At 70.8% G+C, this 17,684-nt stretch carries 15 protein-coding genes and 1 pseudogene; 4 read left to right on the top strand and 12 right to left on the bottom strand.

The genetic code is table 11. The features are described 5' to 3' along the window. Positions 1-72: 72 nt before the first annotated feature. Positions 73-681: pseudogene (locus tag AB0H21_RS25405) on the bottom strand (patatin-like phospholipase family protein); the annotation flags it as partial. An 81-nt stretch (positions 682-762) separates the two neighbouring features. Further along, complete coding sequence (locus AB0H21_RS25400; protein ID WP_358520954.1) at positions 763-1,170, bottom strand: SPW repeat protein; 408 nt, start codon at positions 1,168-1,170, stop codon at positions 763-765. Positions 1,171-1,342: 172 nt separating this feature from the next. Here AB0H21_RS25400 and AB0H21_RS25395 point away from each other — a divergent pair, with 172 nt between their 5' ends. Continuing rightward, the gene (locus AB0H21_RS25395; RefSeq protein ID WP_358520952.1) at positions 1,343-1,780 is read left to right on the top strand and encodes a MarR family transcriptional regulator; all 438 of its coding nucleotides are present in this window, start codon (positions 1,343-1,345) and stop codon (positions 1,778-1,780) included. 526 nt (positions 1,781-2,306) lie between these two features. Then, entirely contained in the window at positions 2,307-2,588 is a 282-nt protein-coding gene (locus AB0H21_RS25390; protein ID WP_358520950.1) for a hypothetical protein, read from the top strand. Between the two features lie 235 nt (positions 2,589-2,823). Here AB0H21_RS25390 and AB0H21_RS25385 read toward each other — a convergent pair whose 3' ends face one another. The 6 genes from AB0H21_RS25385 to AB0H21_RS25360 all read right to left on the bottom strand — a co-directional run bounded on the left by AB0H21_RS25385 (position 2,824) and on the right by AB0H21_RS25360 (position 9,412). Further along, complete coding sequence (locus tag AB0H21_RS25385) at positions 2,824-4,032, bottom strand: MFS transporter (RefSeq protein WP_358520947.1); 1,209 nt, start codon at positions 4,030-4,032, stop codon at positions 2,824-2,826. Beyond that, complete coding sequence (locus AB0H21_RS25380; RefSeq protein WP_358520944.1) at positions 4,029-4,529, bottom strand: GNAT family N-acetyltransferase; 501 nt, start codon at positions 4,527-4,529, stop codon at positions 4,029-4,031. The genes AB0H21_RS25385 and AB0H21_RS25380 overlap by 4 nt, the downstream gene beginning before the upstream one ends. Continuing rightward, positions 4,526-5,725: a type III PLP-dependent enzyme gene (locus tag AB0H21_RS25375; RefSeq protein ID WP_358520942.1), complete on the bottom strand. Its 1,200-nt coding sequence runs from the start codon at positions 5,723-5,725 to the stop codon at positions 4,526-4,528. The genes AB0H21_RS25380 and AB0H21_RS25375 overlap by 4 nt, the downstream gene beginning before the upstream one ends. Before the next feature lie 19 nt (positions 5,726-5,744). Then, on the bottom strand, positions 5,745-7,055 hold the full coding sequence (locus tag AB0H21_RS25370; RefSeq protein ID WP_358520940.1) for a DUF6271 family protein: 1,311 nt from the start codon (positions 7,053-7,055) through the stop codon (positions 5,745-5,747). Beyond that, positions 7,037-8,101: a phytanoyl-CoA dioxygenase family protein gene (locus tag AB0H21_RS25365; protein WP_358520937.1), complete on the bottom strand. Its 1,065-nt coding sequence runs from the start codon at positions 8,099-8,101 to the stop codon at positions 7,037-7,039. The genes AB0H21_RS25370 and AB0H21_RS25365 overlap by 19 nt, the downstream gene beginning before the upstream one ends. A 132-nt stretch (positions 8,102-8,233) precedes the next feature. Next, positions 8,234-9,412 carry an ROK family transcriptional regulator gene (locus AB0H21_RS25360; RefSeq protein ID WP_358520935.1) on the bottom strand — a complete coding sequence of 393 codons (1,179 nt, stop codon included), beginning with the start codon at positions 9,410-9,412 and terminating at the stop codon, positions 8,234-8,236. Positions 9,413-9,594: 182 nt separating this feature from the next. Between AB0H21_RS25360 and AB0H21_RS25355 the strand changes: the two genes are divergently transcribed. Beyond that, positions 9,595-10,125, top strand: a complete 531-nt coding sequence (locus AB0H21_RS25355; RefSeq protein ID WP_358520933.1) for a GNAT family N-acetyltransferase — start codon at positions 9,595-9,597, stop codon at positions 10,123-10,125. A gap of 601 nt (positions 10,126-10,726) precedes the next feature. On the opposite strand, the gene AB0H21_RS25350 is transcribed toward AB0H21_RS25355, so the two are convergent. Together AB0H21_RS25350 and AB0H21_RS25345 are read right to left on the bottom strand one after the other, a co-directional pair. Then, positions 10,727-11,956 (bottom strand): helix-turn-helix domain-containing protein, encoded by a 1,230-nt coding sequence (locus AB0H21_RS25350; protein ID WP_358520930.1) that lies wholly within the window; start codon positions 11,954-11,956, stop codon positions 10,727-10,729. A 505-nt stretch (positions 11,957-12,461) separates the two neighbouring features. Continuing rightward, positions 12,462-13,226, bottom strand: a complete 765-nt coding sequence (locus AB0H21_RS25345; RefSeq protein WP_358520927.1) for a hypothetical protein — start codon at positions 13,224-13,226, stop codon at positions 12,462-12,464. Between the two features lie 501 nt (positions 13,227-13,727). On the opposite strand from AB0H21_RS25345, the gene AB0H21_RS25340 reads away from it, so the two are divergent. Continuing rightward, positions 13,728-15,692 carry an AarF/UbiB family protein gene (locus tag AB0H21_RS25340; protein ID WP_358520924.1) on the top strand — a complete coding sequence of 655 codons (1,965 nt, stop codon included), beginning with the start codon at positions 13,728-13,730 and terminating at the stop codon, positions 15,690-15,692. A gap of 123 nt (positions 15,693-15,815) precedes the next feature. On the opposite strand, the gene AB0H21_RS25335 is transcribed toward AB0H21_RS25340, so the two are convergent. Both AB0H21_RS25335 and AB0H21_RS25330 read right to left on the bottom strand, forming a co-directional pair. Beyond that, a complete protein-coding gene (locus AB0H21_RS25335) occupies positions 15,816-16,913 on the bottom strand; it encodes a winged helix DNA-binding domain-containing protein (protein WP_358520922.1) in 1,098 nt (365 codons plus the stop codon). A gap of 135 nt (positions 16,914-17,048) precedes the next feature. Then, complete coding sequence (locus AB0H21_RS25330) at positions 17,049-17,666, bottom strand: DinB family protein (RefSeq protein ID WP_358520921.1); 618 nt, start codon at positions 17,664-17,666, stop codon at positions 17,049-17,051. Positions 17,667-17,684: the final 18 nt, after the last annotated feature.

The following is a 17,684-nucleotide window of genomic DNA, read 5'->3' as shown; positions in this document are numbered from 1 at the left end:
GTGCAGCCGGCAGGAGAATCGCGGGCCCAGCACGTAGATCTCGTCGGCGCCGTGGGTGACCGCGACGTCGAGGGCCGTCTGCGTGGCGACGCCGCCGTCCATGAGCGTCCGGCCGCCGACCCGCACGGGCGGGTAGAGACCGGGGATCGCCGTGCTGGCCAGCAGGGCGGGCACCGCCGGTCCGGTGGACAGCGGCACCGGGTCGCCGTTGCGCGCATCGGCGGCCAGCACGGTCAGCGGGATCTTCGTGCTCTCCAGCCGGTCGATCGGCAGCGCGGCGTCCAGGAACCGCGCCAGGGCCCGGTTGTCGAACAGATGGTCGCGACGGCCGGTGACCACCGCCTCGATGGTGAGCGGATTGACGGGGAAGGCGTAGTTCAGCGCGCCCACGGCCCGCAACGCTCCGCGCAACGGGTGCAGGGGCAGACAATGGCCCCAGATCCGCGCCATGTCGGTCAGGTTGCGCGGGTAGACGTCGTGGCGGCCCAGCGACAACCAGAGTTCGGCCAGTTCCTCGACGCCCGTGGAGTCGGGACGGGTCGCGTAGTACGCCGAGTTGAGCGCCCCGACCGATGCTCCGACGACGAGGTCGGGCTGGATGTCGCGATCGTTCAGCGCGCGCAGCATGCCGACCTGTGCGGCGCCGAGGCTGCCCGCGCCCCACAAGACGAACGCTTTCATGGTCTCACCTGGCAATGGTCCGGAGCCTGTGGCGGAAGCCGGTCGGCGCGGCTTCCGCCGGTGAAGGGCATCGCAGTGCGGTCATCGGGGCCAGGCTCTGCTGCCCATGGCAGTGGCGCCGAGTCCGAGGAGCAGGGCGACCGCGCCGGTCACCACGTTGTTCCAGATCGTCGCCGTAGTGGCGACGTGGCCGCTGACCACCCAGACGGCGATGATCGTCCATACACCGATCACCGGGGCGACCCAGGCGATGCCGTGCGTGCGACCGTAGGCCGAGGCCAACCCGAGCGCGAGCAGCGCCAGGGCGATGCCGACGATCAGGTCGTTCACGGTCAGGGTCGTGAATCGGTCGAACCCGACGACCCACGGAGAGATTGCGAGGTAGAGCCCTGTCAGGAAGGTGAGACCGGTGACCGCTCTGGCGGCCGGTGACTCGGCGGCGAGCTCGTACTTCTCCCGCGACTCCGCGATGCCGGGGTGCGTTCTCATGGCTTGACCGGCCATGTCTTCCACCACCTTCTCAGTACGCGGTGTGCGTACGTGAGGTCGTGCGGCGAGGTGAGCGCGGCGGCCGGCCGCGGCGGGAAACCGCAGGGTTCCCTGCTCCACCCCGCCCATATATCATACTGTGATAATATCACGTCAGGAGGGAACAGTTCCAATGGAGTCACCGTTCACGGACCTCAGCGATCGCGAGTACGCGAAGTTGCTCGCGTTCCGAGCCGGGCTGCGCCGGTTCCTGCGCTGGAGCGAGGAGCGGGCGGCCGAGGTGGGGCTCACGGCCACCCAGCACCAGCTTCTGCTGGCCATCCGGGGTCATGCCGGCCTGCGGGGGCCGACCATCGGCGAGCTCGCCGGATACCTGTGCACCCGGCATCACAGCACCGTTCAGCTGATCGACCGGGTGGAGCAATTGGGCCTGGTCGTCCGCAACCGCGGCGAGGGCGAAGATCGCCGGGTCGTCCGCCTGGCGCTCACCGAGGCGGGTGAGAGGAAGCTCGCGCTGCTGAGCGCCACCCATCTGGAAGAGCTGCAGCGGCTGGCTCCCCTGGTCGCCGCGTTCGCGGGGTCCGTGGCCGCCGTGGCTCATGTGCCGTGAAGCGCGATCGTCTCCGACTCATGCGCCGCGAAGAGCGTTCCGCGCCGGCTTGGCCGGGGACGAGGACCGGCCGAGAATGACGATGCCGGTCACCATCGCGCGCCACTCCTCCGCTCACCGGAATCGCGCCCGGCCGCGGCGCGCGTCCCAGGGCATCGGCTTGACTCCGGGCCCCTTGTCCGCGATGGGGGGGCGGAACGCTCGCGTGGCGGGCCTCTCCGCGCGCCGTCCTGGACCGCCACGCGCGGCCAGGCACAGTGTCACTACCCATGGCGACAGGTGCTTACGCAGGGCAATGAAGGTCGCGATCTATCGCCCTGAGATCGGCGGACAAACCGGGAAATATCGGATCAAAACGTATAATGAGATGCTAAATAGCTACCAAGATGCCGTTATCTCCGTTTGTCGTGCCATATGGTCGGAGAAACCCCAGGTGGGCAAGCTCTGAACGAGTCGCCGGGTGCGCTTATCTCGAATCAGCGTGATGAGCGTCGTAATCGGCGACCCGACGCCAAGGGGGAATGCAATGCCCGGCATCAAGAAATGCGCCGTCACGCTCGCCGTCACGCTCGCGCTCACCGGCGGGCTCGCGGGTGCGAGCGCCGTAACGGCCACCAGCGCCACCGCGTCCACGGTCACCACCGGCGGTGATTGGGACGGCGGCCACGGTAAATGGGGCGGCTGGGACGGCGGCCACGGCGCGTCGGGTGACTGGGGCGGCGGCCACGGCAAGTGGAGCGGCGGGGGCGACGACTTCGACTTCGGCTTCGGCTTCCCCCTCTGGGAGTTGACCGGCTTCTGGTGGTGATCGCCCCTGCCGGGCTCGTTGTGAGCGGGCCGGAGCGCCGTCACGCGAAGCGGCCGGCGTCTCAGGGGCGGCCTCTCCCACGATGACCCGGCCGCCGGCGATGATCGACTAGGCCACGAGCGAGGTCCTGGAGTGAATCCACTCCAGGACCTCCGCCGTGCGCGGCCGCTGCCCTTTTCGCGGATGCCTTCGGCTCCTGCACGACCTTTTCAAGGCGATGCCTTGGTCGCGGTCCCTACGTGGGGAGCCGTTCGCCGGTCACGGCCGTCCAGTGGATTCGCGTGGCGCACAGGTGGACGAGGAGGGCCGAGACGGCGATCGCGGCCATGCCCCACACCAGGCCCGTGGCGCTCGCGATGAAGCCGATGATCGGCGGTCCCGCCAGCAGTCCCGTCGTCCCCATGGCGGCGACCAGGGCCAGGGCGTCCGAGCCCTGGCGCGCCGCCGCCACGTAGACGCACGGCGTCACGGACGCGATGCCGAGGCCGACACAGGCGAAGCCGATCAGAGTCGGCACCAGGCCGCCGGCCAGGAGGGCGAGCGCGAGCCCCGCGCCGGCCAGAAGACTGCCGGCCCGGACGACCCGGCCGTCCCCCCACCGGGCGCGCCAGCCGTCGGCGAACAGGCGCGCCAGCACCATCATCACCGAGACGACCGCGATCCCCAGGGGCGCCACCTGCGGCGAGGCGTCGAAGGTGTCCTTCATGTAGAGCGCGGACCAGTCGTTGACGGCGCCCTCGGTCACGGTGCCGAACACCATGGCGAGTCCCATCCATATCGTCACGCGCGTGGGCATGGGCACCCCGCGGCGGGTCCTCGCCTGAGGCTGCGCGTCCTGCCGCTCGCCGGGGCGTTCCTCGGTGAGCAACCTCGGCCACGCGTACGCGACCAACAGGACGATGAGGACGGCGGCCACGCCGAAGTGCGCCGTCACGCCCGGCGTCACCGCGGTGATCCCCGACGCGATGAGCGCGCCGCCCAGAGAGCCGGCGCTGAAGGTCGCGTGCAGTCTGGCCATCGCGGTCCGCTGGTGGCCGGCCTCGAGGGCGGCTCCCTGCGCGTTCATGGCGACGTTCAGGCATCCGACGCCCACGCCGTCGGCGAACATGATGATCAGGGCGATCGGATAGTCCGGCGCCGCGGCCAGGGCGGGCAGCAGGGCGCCCAGGAAGAGGGCCGACGACAGCGCCAGGCGGCGGGATCCGAGCCGCCTGGCCAGGGCGGCGACGAGGGGGAAGGAGACCGCGGCCCCGACGCCGCAGGCCATCAGCAGCAGGCCCACCTCGGCCTCGGTCAGGCCCAGCCGCGCCTTGATGACGGGAAGCCGCGCCGCCCAGGTGGCGTACTGGAAGCCGAGGACGCAGAACAGGGCCGCGATGCCCAGCAGGGTCCGGCGGAACCGGTCGCGAGCGGGCGCGGGCGCGATGTGAGGCGGGGTGTTCATGCCGCGACCTCCGCCGACATGTACACGGCGTGCGCGCCGTAGCCGCCCGGGAGCCCGACGTCTGGATGGGGGCGGTATCCGTGGGCCGACCAGAAGGGTTCACTGTCCGCGACCGCGACCAGGGAGATCCGCTCGTAGGTCTTCGCTCTCGCCGCCGCCTGAAGGTGGCGCAGGAGGCGTCGTGCCAGCCCTCTGCCGCGGAACGCTTCGGCGATCACGAGATCGTGCAGGTGCAGATTGCGAGAACGGAAGGCGCGCTCCTCCTCCCGGGCCAGGTCCGGGCACCGGAACATCGGATAGGGCAGCGCCAGCACGTACCCCGCCGGCCTTCGCCCGCACTCCAGCAGGAAGCAGGTGCCCGGTGAGGGGACGGCCCGGGACTCGAGCACGGCCCGGCCCTCCGACAGTCCCGCGCCGGTGTACACGTCGGCCTCCAACGCCGCGATGCCGTCCCAGTCGCCGTCGGAGATCTGCCGTACACGCACGTCATGGCTCATCTCGATCGCCCTCCAAGAACGTGTTGTGGCTCACGATGGATCCAGGTGCAGGGCAGCGGGCTGAAGCCGTTGAACCCCTGGGTCGTATAGCTGGCGGAATAGGCGCCGGAGGCGAGGATCCAGACGGGGTCGCCCGACGCGACGTCCCTGGGCACCTGGACCAGACCGCGGCCCCGGTTGAAGACGTCGTCGCTGTCGCACGTGGGGCCCGCGACGACGGCGTGGACGTACTCCCCGCCGAGATGCGAGGGAAAGACCAGCGGGTACTGCAGCGCGTCCGTCTCGTACAGGCCGTTGAACTTGCCGCAGCTGAGGTACAGCCAGTGCTGGCGTTCGCCGGAGGGCATACGACGTGTGGACAGCCGCGACACGTGGGCCCGCACGGCGCCGTGGTCGGCGACCAGGTGGCGGCCCGGCTCCATGAGGAAGTCCAGGCGGGCCCGCGAGATCGCGCCGAGCCGCCGCATGCCCTGGCGGATCACGGCGAACATCGTGGTCAGGGGAGGGGCCAGGGGTCTGCCGCACAGGTCGAGATAGCCGAGCGCGGGCAGCCCTCCGCCGAGGTTGACGTGGTCGATCCGGATCCCCCGGGCGTCGAGGGCCTTCATCACCCCGGCCATCCGGTCGAAGGCGCCGGCCCACGCTCGGGCCGTCATCTGCTGGGAGCCGACGTGAAGCGAGATGCCCGACGGTGTCAGGCCCGCCGCCCGCGCGGTCTCCAGGACGAGGGGGACCTCGGCGGGGGAGCAGCCGAACTTGCGGGTCAGGCCCCACAACGCGCCGTCGCCGTCGGTGGCCAGCCGGCAGAACACCCGGGCGCCGGGGGCCAGGGCCGCGATCGCCTTCACGTCCTCCACGCTGTCGGTCGCGAAGTCCCTGACGCCCAGGCGGTACGCCTCGGCGATGTTGCGGTCGGACTTGATGGTGTTGCCGTAGTGGATCCTGCCGGCCGGCGCGCCGGCCCTGAGGGCCTGCGCGACTTCGCCGGGGCTCGCCGCGTCGAAGCCGGCGCCCTTCCGCGCCAGGCAGGAGAGCACCTCGCCCACCGGGCAGGCCTTCATCGCGAACCGGATCGAGATGCCGGGGAACTCGCGAAGCAGGGACTCGTATCGGTCTTCGATCCCGCCGAGGTCGAAGACGAGCTGGTCTTCGGTGGCGGCCGTCAGGGCCGCGTGCAGGCGACTCGTGATGTACATGGTCGGCGTTCGTCTCCGGCTAGCCGCGTGCCTGGCGGACGCTCGTGGACCTGCTCGCCCGCACCAGGCCCTCCCAGGATTCGATCAGGAGGGCGAAGTCCTCCATGTCCTGGCGGGCCTCGTCCAGGAGCCGTCCGCGTCGTCGCGCCAGCGTGTCCGCGACCGCGGCGTACCTGCCTCCCAATCTCCGGTAGGAGCGGTCGAGGACGTCGAGCCGCTCCTCGTTCTCCGCGGTGCCGAGCGTGGTGCTCTCGCGCACGAGTTCGGCGACGCGGGACGCGCGGACGTCGTTCCGCTCGTCCAGCAGTGACGCCCCGGCCTCCGCCATCCTGCGGTAGACGAAGTTCAGGTAGGCCATCGAGAGGAGGAACTTCGCGAACCGGAGCTGGTACGCCATGAAGCCGGCGGCCGTCCTTCGCTCGCCCGTGTAGAAGTTCACGATGTTGCGGTTGTGCAGGACGCCCGGCAACCCCGCGTCGTGGACCAGGTGGATGAGGAAGTAGTCGCTGCCGATGGTGTCCGTGGCGGGGGGCAACGGGACGCGCTCGTGCACCCGGTGAAAGGCGATGTTGCACATGTCGACGCGCATCGGGTCGACCGGGCCCAGGATCGAATGGTCGCCGGTGAAGGGATCGTCGCCTGCCCCCTTGAACGATTCGCCGGCCAGGCGGCGCTTCTCGTCGTCCGGCCAGTCCATCGGGGCCCAGAGGCCGACGACGTCGTGGTAGACGCCGGGGTCGGCCCCGGCGATCTCGCCGATGTCCACGGACAGCTCGCCGACGAAGGAGCTCCCCGCCAGCACCACCGGCCGGTCCTCCTGGCCCGGGCCGAGCGCGGTCTCCGACACGCCGCCCGCCGCGTCGCTCGCGCGTTTCCCGAGCGACATGAGCTCGTGGTGGATGGGAAAGACGGGCCGGCCGTTCCAGTCCTGGTAGCGACTGTCGGAATCCCGGCGGTGGACCGATTCGCACGCGAGCGCGCTCGCGATCAGGAAGGCCCTGTTGGTGCAGGCGCCGTAGGAGACCCCGGAGGGAAGCATGAGGTCGAGAATCAGGTCGGGCTTCACGACGCCGGCCCGGTGGATCACTTCCCGTAAGAAGGCCCGTTGCCCGGCCTCGCCGAGGTGGTGGACGACCACGTTCGGCGTCTCGCGCGCGTCCCCGGCGGCACGGGCGTGCTCGCCGAACGCGTGGTGGCCGGAGGAGTCCAGGATCAGCAGGTGCACTTCGACGTCGAAGTGCCGGGCCGCGTGCGCGGCTTCCCGGCTCACGGCCGAGATCGTGGCGGCGCATTCCCTGTTGGTCGGCAGAGTCAGGCAGATCTTGCGCATTCCGGCTCTCCCGTCCAGCGTTCGGCGTCCTGGTTCCAGGACGTCAGCCCGAGCAGCCTCTCGCCGAGCCCGTTCAGCGGGGCGGTGGCGTACCTGAGGGACTCGTGCCTGGTCGCGTCGCCGAGAAGCGTCCCGTTCCAGCTCGGTGTGCTGAGGTGGCGCCAGGATTCGATCCGCGAATTCCTCAGCTCGTCGTGCGATTCCAGCGCGGGCATCATGCTGAGGTACTGGACCGCCCTGGCACCGCGCCGGGAACGGTTGGGCGCCACCCCGTGCGCCAGCATGCCGTTCCAGATCAGCAGGTCGCCCGCCCTGAGCTCGGGCCGGACGATGGGGAACTCGGCGGGGTCGGCGGCCGGCCTCAGCGGGTCCCGGTCGGCCGGTTGGCCGAGCTTCCACTCGTCGAACCGGCGGAAGAGCTCGGGCGCGCACTGGAAACCCCCCAGGTCGGGCCGGGTGTCGGTCAGGGCGATGAGGCCCTGCACCCGCTGGGGCGGCACGCTGAGCGTGGAGTCCACGTCCCAGTGGAGTTCGATGTCGAACCCCCTGTCCGTGGGGGTGATCAGCGCCCGGTCCCTGTTCCCGATGTTCGGCGGGTTGAGGTTGAGCCGGTCGAGGCTCACCCACAGCTCTTCGCAGTCCCACACGTCGACGAAGGCGTCGTAGACGCGCCGGGACTGGCGGCTCTCCCAGATGAGCGGGTGGTGATACGCCTCGACGAAACCGTAGATGTACAGCTCCTGGTCCAGGTCCGAGCGGAACTTCCGGTCCGCGTACCAGCTCTCCGGCCGGGACGGATCGAGCCCCTGGAACTCCCAGGCGAAGTCCAGCAGGCGCTTGGCCGCCTCGGCGGGGATGGCCTCCCTCACCGTGACGTAGCCGTACGTCTGCCAGAAGGCGAAGTCCTGTTCGGACAGCACGCGAAGGGGCCGGGATTTCCGGATGTCCTTCAGCGGTGTCCCCGCGAGGTACGTTTCACCGTCGGTGCTGAAGTACGGAACATCCGAGGCGGCTCGATACAGGTATCCCTGTGACGTACGCATCATGTGACTACTCCTGTGCCTCCATATGCGGACGCATCAAGATTGCCATTTGTGGAAACCGATTGGCAAGTGTTTCCAGAGTTACTGGCAAACTCGCTGGTGGAGTGGGTCACCGGAGCGCCGCCGGGCGGGCGGCTAGTCGGAGCCGCGGGAGAAGACGAGCTCGCGCGCCTGCCTCATCGCCATGTGGACGGCTCCCTGCAGCACGGGATCGCGGGGCACTTCGCTCGCCACCACGCAGGGCTCCGCCAGGTACATGGCGGAGACCGCCCGCTGGACGCGGCGGGCGAGGTCGCGACCTCCGGCCGTACCCGCGTCGCCGCCCAGGACGACGAGCTCGGGATCGAGCACGGCGCAGATCGAGGCCACGCCCAGGGCGATGCGGCCGGCGAGCTCGTCGAGGAACGCGCCGCCCTCCGCGATCCCGGCGGCGGCCGCGACGACGTCCCTGACGGACCCTTCCGCGATGCCGTGGGCCGCGGCCAGCGCCAGGACCGCATGCCGGCCGACGAGGCTCTGGAAGGCGGCGTTGACGCCGCAGCGGTCGTGGTCCAGGGCGCCGCCGGCCACGGGCGCGCCCGGGACGGGCATCCAGCCGATCTCCCCGGCGTTGCCCGCGGCGCCGCGCAGAAGCCGATCCCCGAGCATGATCGCCGAACCGGGCCCCCGTCCGATCCACACCAGGGCGAAGCTCCGCGTGTCCCTCGCGGCGCCACGCACGCGTTCGGCGACGGCCGCGAGGTTGACGTCGTTGTCGAGGGCCACGGGTATCCCCAGGTCGTGCCGGAGGGCTCCCGCCACGCCCGCGCGCCAGGCCGGCATGTCGTAGCAGAAGCGGACGTCGCCCGTCCGGGGGTCGACGACGGCCGATATGCCGATCACGCACGCGCTCACCCGCGACAGGCCGACCCTCGAGGCCCGCGTGAGGTCCTTCAGGACGCTTCGGATCGCCGCGACCGGTTCCACCTCGGCGTCGGTCGCGCGGGAGACCTTCGCCAGCCGGCGGCCGGTGACATCCGCGAGGACGGCGGTCGTCGTCCCCATGCCGACCTCGACGCCCACGACGTACGCGCTGGACGGGTTGAGCCCGTACACGACCGCGCTCGGGCCGCGCCCGCCGTCCTGTGTGCCGGTCTTGACGACGAGCCCGCGCTCTTCCAGCCGCGACAGGATCTGCCCCGTGGCGACCTTGGACAATCCGGTCGACTCGCTGATCCGCGCACGGGTCAGGGGCCCCTTGCTGCCCAGCAGTTCCAGTGCGGCGCGGTTGTTGAGTTCACGAAGGAGACGTGGCCGTCCGGGACTAGAAATCATGTCAACATCTTGCCTCGTGATGTGCCATCCGCGAAAGCGTGTTGCCAGTGGGCAGGGTCCCCTACCGGCAAAGGCGGGACGGGACGCGGCGTCGGCTCGGGACGGGCGACTGGCGTCAGGCCCGGGGTGGATTTTAGGGTTCGTCGGTACGGACGCAGACACCGACCCAGCGGAGTGAACACTTGTCGCCACGAGTCCGGCGGGCGGTTCCCCGCGACGCCGCCATCCTCGCCGCGGTCCAGAACGCCTCCTGGAAGGCGGCCTTCACCGGGCTCATGCCGGACGACCATCTGGCGGGCCTCGACGTCGCGGCGTTCCGCGCGACGTGGGAGGAGTGCCTGGCCGGGCCGGTGCGGCCCTCGTCGGGCATCCTCGTGGCGGAGGACGATGCCCAGGTCGTCGGCTACGCGCGCTACTACGCCACGGACGACGCGGACGACGATCCCGCGCGGGTCGGCATGCTGGGGTCCCTCTACACCCTGCCCGCGGTGTGGGGCACCGGGGTCGGCAAGGCCCTCATGACGGAGGTGCTCGGCGCTCTGGCCTCGGCCGGCTACGCCGAGTCCACCCTGTGGGTGCTGGAGGGCAACGACCGGGCGCGGAACTTCTACCGCCGCCACGGCTGGAGTGAGGACGGAGGCCGGGAGGAAAGCCGCGACGACGGCTTCCTCATCACCAAGCTCCGCTACCGCCTTTCCCTGTCCGGCGCCTGAGAGCCGCGCCCCGCGCCTGAGGCCATACGGCGACCGCGGCCGGTCCGCGGGGCGGGCCGGCTCCGCGGGCGAAGGCGGCTTGCTTCGCTCGTAAGCGACCTTGCCAAAATGTTTCCACGCGTGGCAAGATTGGTGCGTCTTGTCGCGAATCGACCGGATGGGAGCGACGCCGTCGAAACCCGGGCGTTCATGGCGTGCCGGCCTGGTGAACGCGAGGCCGCTCCTGGGCACGGTCGCGATCCTTCAAGGGGATGCACCCTGTGAACGCATGCGTCATGTTCACCGCGAGCCGTTGTGACCGGGCTCGCGACAGGATCCACCCGTGATCCGACTCGCCGGCGAGGCACGGCGGCGCTCCGCGCGCCGGCTGTCCGTCGCATGGCCCCTGCGCCATGTGCCCCCCGGCGTGCCGGCCGGGGCCCTGCTGCTCAATGTGCTGGTCGGCGTGCTGTCCATCGGTTTCGTCGTCGTCACCAGTGTGCTGCTGCAGCGGCTTCCTGCGGAGGCTGGTAAGAGCCCGGCCCCCCCGAGCGCCCCACGGCACCGGCACCGTGCCGTCACGGCGTCTTCGAATCGGCGGCGGCCCCCGATGACCGGCGCGTCAGTCGTGCTTGGTCTCGTGGAGACGTGTGAGCGCCTCGGAGGCCGTGCGCCAGATCTCGGCGGCGAGGTCGAGATTGAGCGCCTTGCGGGCGTTCAGCGCGAGCTCCTGAAGATTGCGCAGCCCCTCCTCGGTGTGGCCTTCCACGATGAGCAACTGGTTGCGCAGCATCTGCAGCCTGCTGCGGTCCCGGAACGACAACTGCTCGTCATGCCCATCCAGCCGGTCGCACAGTTCCCTGACCTCGGCCATCTGTCCTTCCTGGAACGCCAGATGGGCCTGGACGACCAGCAGTTCGAGACGGTGTAGCTCGATCCCGATGATGTCCACGGCGGCCTCGGCCTCCTTGAGCAGCTTGCGCGCGTGCGCCACCTCGGGCGGGGTCAGCTGCAGCGACAGCGACGCGGCGGCCAGCCGGAGGCGGAACCAGAGCACCACGTCCGTCCCGCTGTCCAGGGCGTTGATGGCCTGCTGGAGATAGTCGAGCGCCGCGGCGCCGTCCCCCTGGCGCACGCGGACCGTGGAGGCGGCCCACAAGGCCTCGACGGGCATCGTGCCGGGAAGGTCCGGCAACAGCCGGCAAACACGGTCGGCGTACTCTTGGGCCTCGGGCAGCCGGCCCGCCTCCGCCGACGCCGAGACCATGGCGAGCAGTGCCGCGCCGGTGTCGGCGGGGGAGAGGTGGCGCTCCTCGGCTATTTGGAGGGCCTCGGCGGCGTATCGCATGGACTCTTCGAGCCGCCCGAGGACGCGCAGGCAGCGGGCGAGCCGGGTCCGGGCGCGCAGTTCCAGCTCGGGCTGGTCCACCTGGCCGCTGAGCTGGACGAGATCCTTGAGAAGCCGCAGCTCCGCGTCGTGGTCGCTCCGGCGCCGTTCGAAATCGGCCAGCATCAGCAGGGCCTGCCAGCGGAGCGCGTGGTCTTCCTGCGGAGTCGCCTTCAGGGCGTCGGCCAGTTCGGCGATCGCCTCGTCGGCCGGGGCCGAGGCCGCGTTGGCGAGAGCCCGCGCGAGCGAGGTGGACCTGCCCTGTGACTCCTCGAAGTCGGCCGCGCTGACCCCCAGGCGCTCGGCCAGGTAGGCGATGACCTGGGGTGTCGGGGGGCGGGTGCCGGATTCCAGCCGGGACAGGTAGCCGGTCGACATGCCGGAACCGACGAGGGCGGCCTGGGAGAGTCCTCGCTCAAGGCGCATGGCCTTGAGGCGTCTCCCAAAGGAGGGCTGTTCAACCATGCGAGTGGCCTCGGAAGCGATCGAAGGGATGCACGAGCGGTCCCCAGCGGAGGGACCGGCTGGGAATATGGTACAGCCCGTGCCAAGGATTTGACAGCGTGGCAAATCTGGGGTGACGCGCACGGTGATCAGGGGTCTGCCCTCAGCGTGAGTGGCCCCGCCGGCCTCCCCGATCCGGCCGCGACCTCCGCATATGCCGTCCGGGCCGCCCCGCCGTCCGCATAGGCCCCCTAGCTTCCGCTTGGCTATTTTCTTGTTATTGCCTTATTTGAAATAATCCACTACCGTCATGATCGGCTCGGTAAACGTGGTGTAGTTGAAATGGGCCTCGACGTCTTGCCATGTTTGGGGCGCATGGAGAAACCGCGTTCACTGGCCGAGGGCAGACCCACCCTTATGGCGTTCCCCCATTGCCGGATGCCCAAGAGCGAGCCGCGAACTTGGGCGCTCCGTCTCCGTTCGGAGTGACAATGTTCCCACCTGGAGTAGCCATGCCCGTCCCTTGTCATCCGCGTCGTGCCGCCATACGCCCACCCTGCGGTGTCGACGTGCGTGCCGTCCGTTCCCGCCTGCCCGTTACCGCTCCCGGCGCCCTCGCGTCCGCGGCGATTCCCGGTGGGCCGGGGGACATCGACTGGCCCGGCCGGAATGGCGGCCAGGGGTCGCGGATAGTGACGCTCATGACGCTTGTGTGAATAGAGGCCGATCGGCCGGCCGCCGGGGACACCGGTATGGGGACATCGGGATGACCGGAATCGGCGTAGTCAAATAACCGATATATCGTGCGCGATTCCGAGGTGAACGACCGACTCGTCCGGCGCCGGTACTGGGCAGGACCGGCGAATCCCTTGTCCGATCCCCTACCTCCGGCGGCATCCGCCATCGAACGCCAGGTCAGGGCGTTTCCCCACGGTGTCGCCGCGGCACACCCGGCGTGGCCGCGGTCACGGACCATGACCGGGTGCCGCACACTCGCGGACGTCGTCAGCCGTTTTGCCGGTCGCGCCAGGCGATCCAGCGCCATCAGCCAGGTGAGCAGTGCCATGAGCGGCGGATGGCCGACCAGTTCGCCGTGGGCCCGCATTTCCAGCTCCATGACCGGCGGGCGTCCGTACTTCTCGGGCTCGACGGCGCAGGCGATCGGCCGGGCCCGCAACCCGTCGTCCACCCATCTGTCGGTCTCGGGCTTCAGCCGGTCGACGAGATCGCCGGGTAGGAATTCCGGGAGGACCAGAAAGCCGAGCCGTGCGAATTGATCGATCTGAGACATGTCCAGGACGGGCAGGTCCTCTATGGCGAGGGTGGTCGAAACGGTCGGGGATATCATGCTGCGGACTCCACCGTGAACTCGTAGCCGATTACGTCCTTTCGGACGCGGGCACGGCGCGCGTTTTCGCGCGCCGGTGATGACGAATTAATTGCGCCGGCAACGGACGGCCGTCACCGTAATCTCGGAATTTCCCCACTGTGACTGAGCCGCCCGGGCGAATGCGGCGGTGGAGTTCCATCAGAGTTTGGCAATAGATTGCCATGACATTGCCGAGTCGGTAAATATGGCTGGTCGAGCCGATCGCGCCCGGAGGGCGTGGGGCGCGTGAACATGGTGATCTCGGGCAGGTCCCCCCAGGTCACGCGATGGGGTACATGTCTTGCGGAAGCATTAAGCTGCCCGCATGCCACGAGACGACCGGCTTTCCGGCCTCACCCGCACCACGCGGGCGATCCCCGGTTCCCCGTCGCCGCGCGAGGACGAGGACGAGAACCCCTGACCATGGCCGTCGACCTCTTCACCCCGCTCACGCTGCTCCTGAACGCCTGCCTGGCCGCCGTCGTGGCCAGGCGCGTACTCGGCGTCCCCGTCGGCTGGCCGCGCACGATCCTGGTCGGCCTGTTCGTCACGTTCTCCATCGGCTCGGCCGTAACCTCCTTTGCCGAGATGGCCGGCATCGTCACCGGCGGCCGTTTCACCGTCTCGCTGTCGGCCGCCTTCATCCTGATGGGGCTGGTGACGGCCTGGGTGTTCGTCCTCGGCCTGGTCGTGCTGGTCGTCCTCGAGGTGCTCGCGCCCACCGGCACGCTCCCCTCGCCGCTCGACCTGCTGACCGGCTGGAAGGCGCGCCGCCGCCGCGCCAGGCGCTACGCGCAGATCATGAAGATCGCCGTACGGCACGGCCTGGGCGGGTACCTGCGCGGCCGCAGGCGCACCGACCCCTACCACGGCACGGCGAAGATCGCCCGTTCGCTCCGCGCCGCGCTCAACGAGGGCGGAGTGACGTTCGTCAAGCTCGGGCAGATGCTGTCCACCCGGCGCGACCTGATCCCCACCGAGTTCGCCGACCAGCTCGCCGCACTGCAGACCAGGGCCGAGCCCGAGCCGTGGCAGGACATCAAGGCCGCCGCGGAGAAGGCCGTGGGCAGGCCGCTGGACGAGGTGTTCGCCGAGGTCGACCCCGAGCCGCTGGCCGCCGCCTCGGTCGCCCAGGTGCACGCGGCCCGGCTGCTCGACGGCGCGGAGGTCGTGCTGAAGGTGCAGCGGCCCCAGGCGCGCACGCAGGTCACCGCGGACGTCGAGATCATCCTCAGGCTCGCGCGCCGTCTCGAGCGCGGCACGCCCTGGGGGCGCTCGCTGCGCGTGTTCGAGCTGGCCAAGGGTTTCGCCGCCGCGCTGGACGAGGAGCTCGACTACACCGTCGAGCAGGACAACCTGCGCAGCGTCGCGGCCACGATCGAGGGCATCGCCGTGCCCGAGATCCACGAGGAGCTGTCCAGCGGCACGCTGCTGGTCATGACCCGGCTGCCGGGCACCCCCGTCGGCGCCGCCGGGCCGCTACTGGCCGGTTTCACCGCCGAACGGCGCGAGCGGATCGCCCACCGGCTGCTCGGCGAGGTGCTACGGCAACTGGTGCGCACCGGGATCTTCCACGCCGACCTTCATCCCGGCAACGTGCTGGTGGGCGAGGACGGCGAGCTCGGCCTGCTCGACTTCGGCTCCGTGGGCCGCCTGGACACCCCCACCAGGTCCGCGCTCGGCATGCTGCTGCTGGCCATCGACGGGGACGACGCCATCGCCGCGACCGACGCGCTGATCGAGCTGCTCGACCGCCCGGAGGGGCTCGCCGAGCGGGAGCTGGAACGGCGGATCGGCCACCTCATGGCCCGCTACCGCACCGGGTTCGGGCGCGGCGGGCCGAGCGGGATGTTCGCCGAGCTGTTCAGGCTCGTGACCGCCTACGGCTTCGCGGTGCCGCCGCAGATCGCGGCCGCGTTCCGCGCGCTGGCCGGGCTCGACGGCACGCTCGCGCTGATCAGCCCGGACATCGACGTCGTGGCCGCGGCCAGAGAGCAGGGCAGGGCTCTGATGCGCGAGGCCGTCGAGCCGGGCGCGGTCCGGGCGCGGCTGGAGGAACGGCTCGCCGGATACCTGCCGATCATCCAGCGGCTGCCGCGACGGCTCAACCACATCGTCGAGGACCTGGAGCAGGGCAGGCTCTCGATCAACGTCCGGCCACTGGCACACGACGGAGACCGGCACTTCCTCAACGGGCTCGTGCAGCAGATCGTCATCGCGGTCCTGGCCGCGGCCGCCACGCTGGGCGCCATCATGCTGATCACGGCCGACGTCGGCCCCATGATCGCCCCGGACATCCGGCTCCTCGGCGTCGCCGGAGGCGCGCTGCTGCTGGTCGGCTTCGTCCTCGCGCTGCGCTCGCTGGCCCTGGTCTTCAAACCCCGCTGACCACGCGCCCGAGTCCGGCCCCCACTTACCCGGACGGCCGTGCTCGTCCTCGGTTACGCGGGACAGTCGGGTTTCACCCCCGGACCACGCGGACCTCGGCGCGGCGACTCGCGGGTATGCCGCTCAGGGAGACGCGGCGATCCGTACGCGGTGGCCGTCGTCGCCGGAGAGGAACGACGCCAGCGCCTGCCCCTGCTCGGCCACGGCGGCGCGGTCGGCACGCGAGAAGCGCCTCAGCGGGGTGACGACCACGGTGCCGGCCTCGACGGTCCAGGTCGCGGCGACCCGGCCGTCGACCAGGACGACGCGGGCGCCGGCGACCGACAGGCCGCGGTGGGCGTCGTCGACGATCCGGGCGCGGTCGTGGTAGCCGAGCAGCGCGTTGTCGAACGCCGGCAGGAACCGCACCGGGGCGGGCGTGCCGGGGTCGGGGCGCGGCGCGTCCGGGAGGTCCAGCAGTTCCCGGCCACGCTCGTCACGAAAGGTGACCAGCTCCCCGCGCATCGCGGACACCGCGGCCGGCAGTCCGGCGAGGCCGCACCAGGCGCGCAGGTCGGCCGAGGTCGCGGGGCCGAACGCGGCCAGATAACGCCGTACCAGCGCCTGGCCGACCGGATCGGAGCCCTCCGGGGCCGGCGGGTCGATGTCGCGGCCCAGCCACGAGGAGAGCAGCACGTTGCGCACTCCCGCCCTCGTGCGCCACAGCCCGCGCGGCGGCAGCTGCGCCATCGGGACGAGAGCGGCGACCAGCATCTCGCCCAGCGCCCGCGGTCCCGGCGCCGGCCAGCGCCCGGCGAGCGCCCGCGTGAGCTCGGCCATCGAGCGGGGCTCGCCGTCGGCCATCACCACCCGGCCCGCCGCCGCGAGCTTGTCGAGGTCCACCCCGTCGAGCTCGCGGCGGTAGGTCCCGAGCACCCGCCGGCGCAGCATGGTGTCGTGGCGGGCGCGCCAGGCCAGGACGTCGCCGGCGGTGAGGAGGTGGACGGTGCGGCGCATGAGGTGGGTCCGCACCACGCTCCGCCGGATCAGCAGGTCCGAGAGCACCGCCGGGTCGAACGCGCGCAGCCGCGACCAGAGCCCGACGAACGGTTCCTGCGGCTCCTGCGCTTGCAGGCCGCACAGGTGCGCGACGGCGTCGAGGACCGGCACGTCGGCGTGATCGAGCAGCAACTGCCGGGCGAGCGTCGCGCGGTTGAGCGCCCGGGTGCCGAGAACGGTCACCGGGTCTCGCCGCGTCGCGCCCGCCGGCCGATCGTCGTCGTAGTGCCGGGGTGGTCGCCGATCCGGTTCACGTCGCCCAGAACATCGAACACACTCGTCTCCTCGTTGCCGGCTGGTGGCGATCGATATCATCGGTCAGGTCGACCTCTGGCCGTCGAGCGTCTCGCGCAGAATGTCCGCGTGCCCGGCGTGCTGGGCGGTCTCGGCGATGACGTGCGTCAGCACCCGTCGCACGCTGCGCACCCCGCCGGGCTCGTTCCAGGGCGCCTCCGGCAGCGGGTGCGTCGCCGACAGGTCGGGGACGGCGGCGATGATCTGCTCGGTCCTGGCGGCGACCCGCTCGTAGCGCGCGATGATCCCGGCCAGCGTCTCGCCGGGCAGCATCCGGAAGTCGTTCTGGTGGTCGATCGCCCACTGCGGGAACTCGCGTGCGGTGCCGGCCGTGAGGTCGGCCCAGGTGACACCGTCGGGCAGGTCGTAGCGCATCGCCGACGGGCCCTCGGCCACGAAGCGCATCCACTCCTCCTCGGTGGACGCGACGTGCTTGATCAGCCCGCCCAGGCACAGCGCGCTGACCGTCGGGCACTCGCCGGCCTGCGCGTCGCTGAGCCCGCGCGTCGTGTCGGTCAGGGCGGATCGCGCGGTCGCGAGCTCGGCGAGCAGTTCGGCCCGCTCGGCGTCGGGAGCCGAGGGCGGCGTGATCGTGGCGGTCACGGTGGACGGGTCCTTCCGGTCGTTCTCGTCGTCTGGCACGAGACAACGATCGCAGGG

The organism is Sphaerisporangium sp. NPDC051011 (genome assembly GCF_040653595.1).
Classification (GTDB): Bacteria; Actinomycetota; Actinomycetes; order Streptosporangiales; family Streptosporangiaceae; genus Sphaerisporangium.
This window is presented reverse-complemented; position numbering and strand designations above follow the sequence as displayed.

Excerpts from the sequence above, each read along its gene's own strand:
- AB0H21_RS25365 (WP_358520937.1), bottom strand. The coding sequence starts at position 8,101 with ATGATGCGTACGTCACAGGGATACCTGTATCGAGCCGCCTCGGATGTT.
- AB0H21_RS25370 (WP_358520940.1), bottom strand. The coding sequence starts at position 7,055 with ATGCGCAAGATCTGCCTGACTCTGCCGACCAACAGGGAATGCGCCGCC.
- AB0H21_RS25375 (WP_358520942.1), bottom strand. The coding sequence starts at position 5,725 with ATGTACATCACGAGTCGCCTGCACGCGGCCCTGACGGCCGCCACCGAA.
- AB0H21_RS25400 (WP_358520954.1), bottom strand. The coding sequence starts at position 1,170 with ATGAGAACGCACCCCGGCATCGCGGAGTCGCGGGAGAAGTACGAGCTC.
- AB0H21_RS25345 (WP_358520927.1), bottom strand. The coding sequence starts at position 13,226 with ATGTCTCAGATCGATCAATTCGCACGGCTCGGCTTTCTGGTCCTCCCG.
- AB0H21_RS25385 (WP_358520947.1), bottom strand. The coding sequence starts at position 4,032 with ATGAACACCCCGCCTCACATCGCGCCCGCGCCCGCTCGCGACCGGTTC.
- AB0H21_RS25360 (WP_358520935.1), bottom strand. The coding sequence starts at position 9,412 with ATGATTTCTAGTCCCGGACGGCCACGTCTCCTTCGTGAACTCAACAAC.
- AB0H21_RS25395 (WP_358520952.1), top strand. The coding sequence starts at position 1,343 with ATGGAGTCACCGTTCACGGACCTCAGCGATCGCGAGTACGCGAAGTTG.
- AB0H21_RS25350 (WP_358520930.1), bottom strand. The coding sequence starts at position 11,956 with ATGGTTGAACAGCCCTCCTTTGGGAGACGCCTCAAGGCCATGCGCCTT.
- AB0H21_RS25340 (WP_358520924.1), top strand. The coding sequence starts at position 13,728 with ATGGCCGTCGACCTCTTCACCCCGCTCACGCTGCTCCTGAACGCCTGC.
- AB0H21_RS25390 (WP_358520950.1), top strand. The coding sequence starts at position 2,307 with ATGCCCGGCATCAAGAAATGCGCCGTCACGCTCGCCGTCACGCTCGCG.
- AB0H21_RS25380 (WP_358520944.1), bottom strand. The coding sequence starts at position 4,529 with ATGAGCCATGACGTGCGTGTACGGCAGATCTCCGACGGCGACTGGGAC.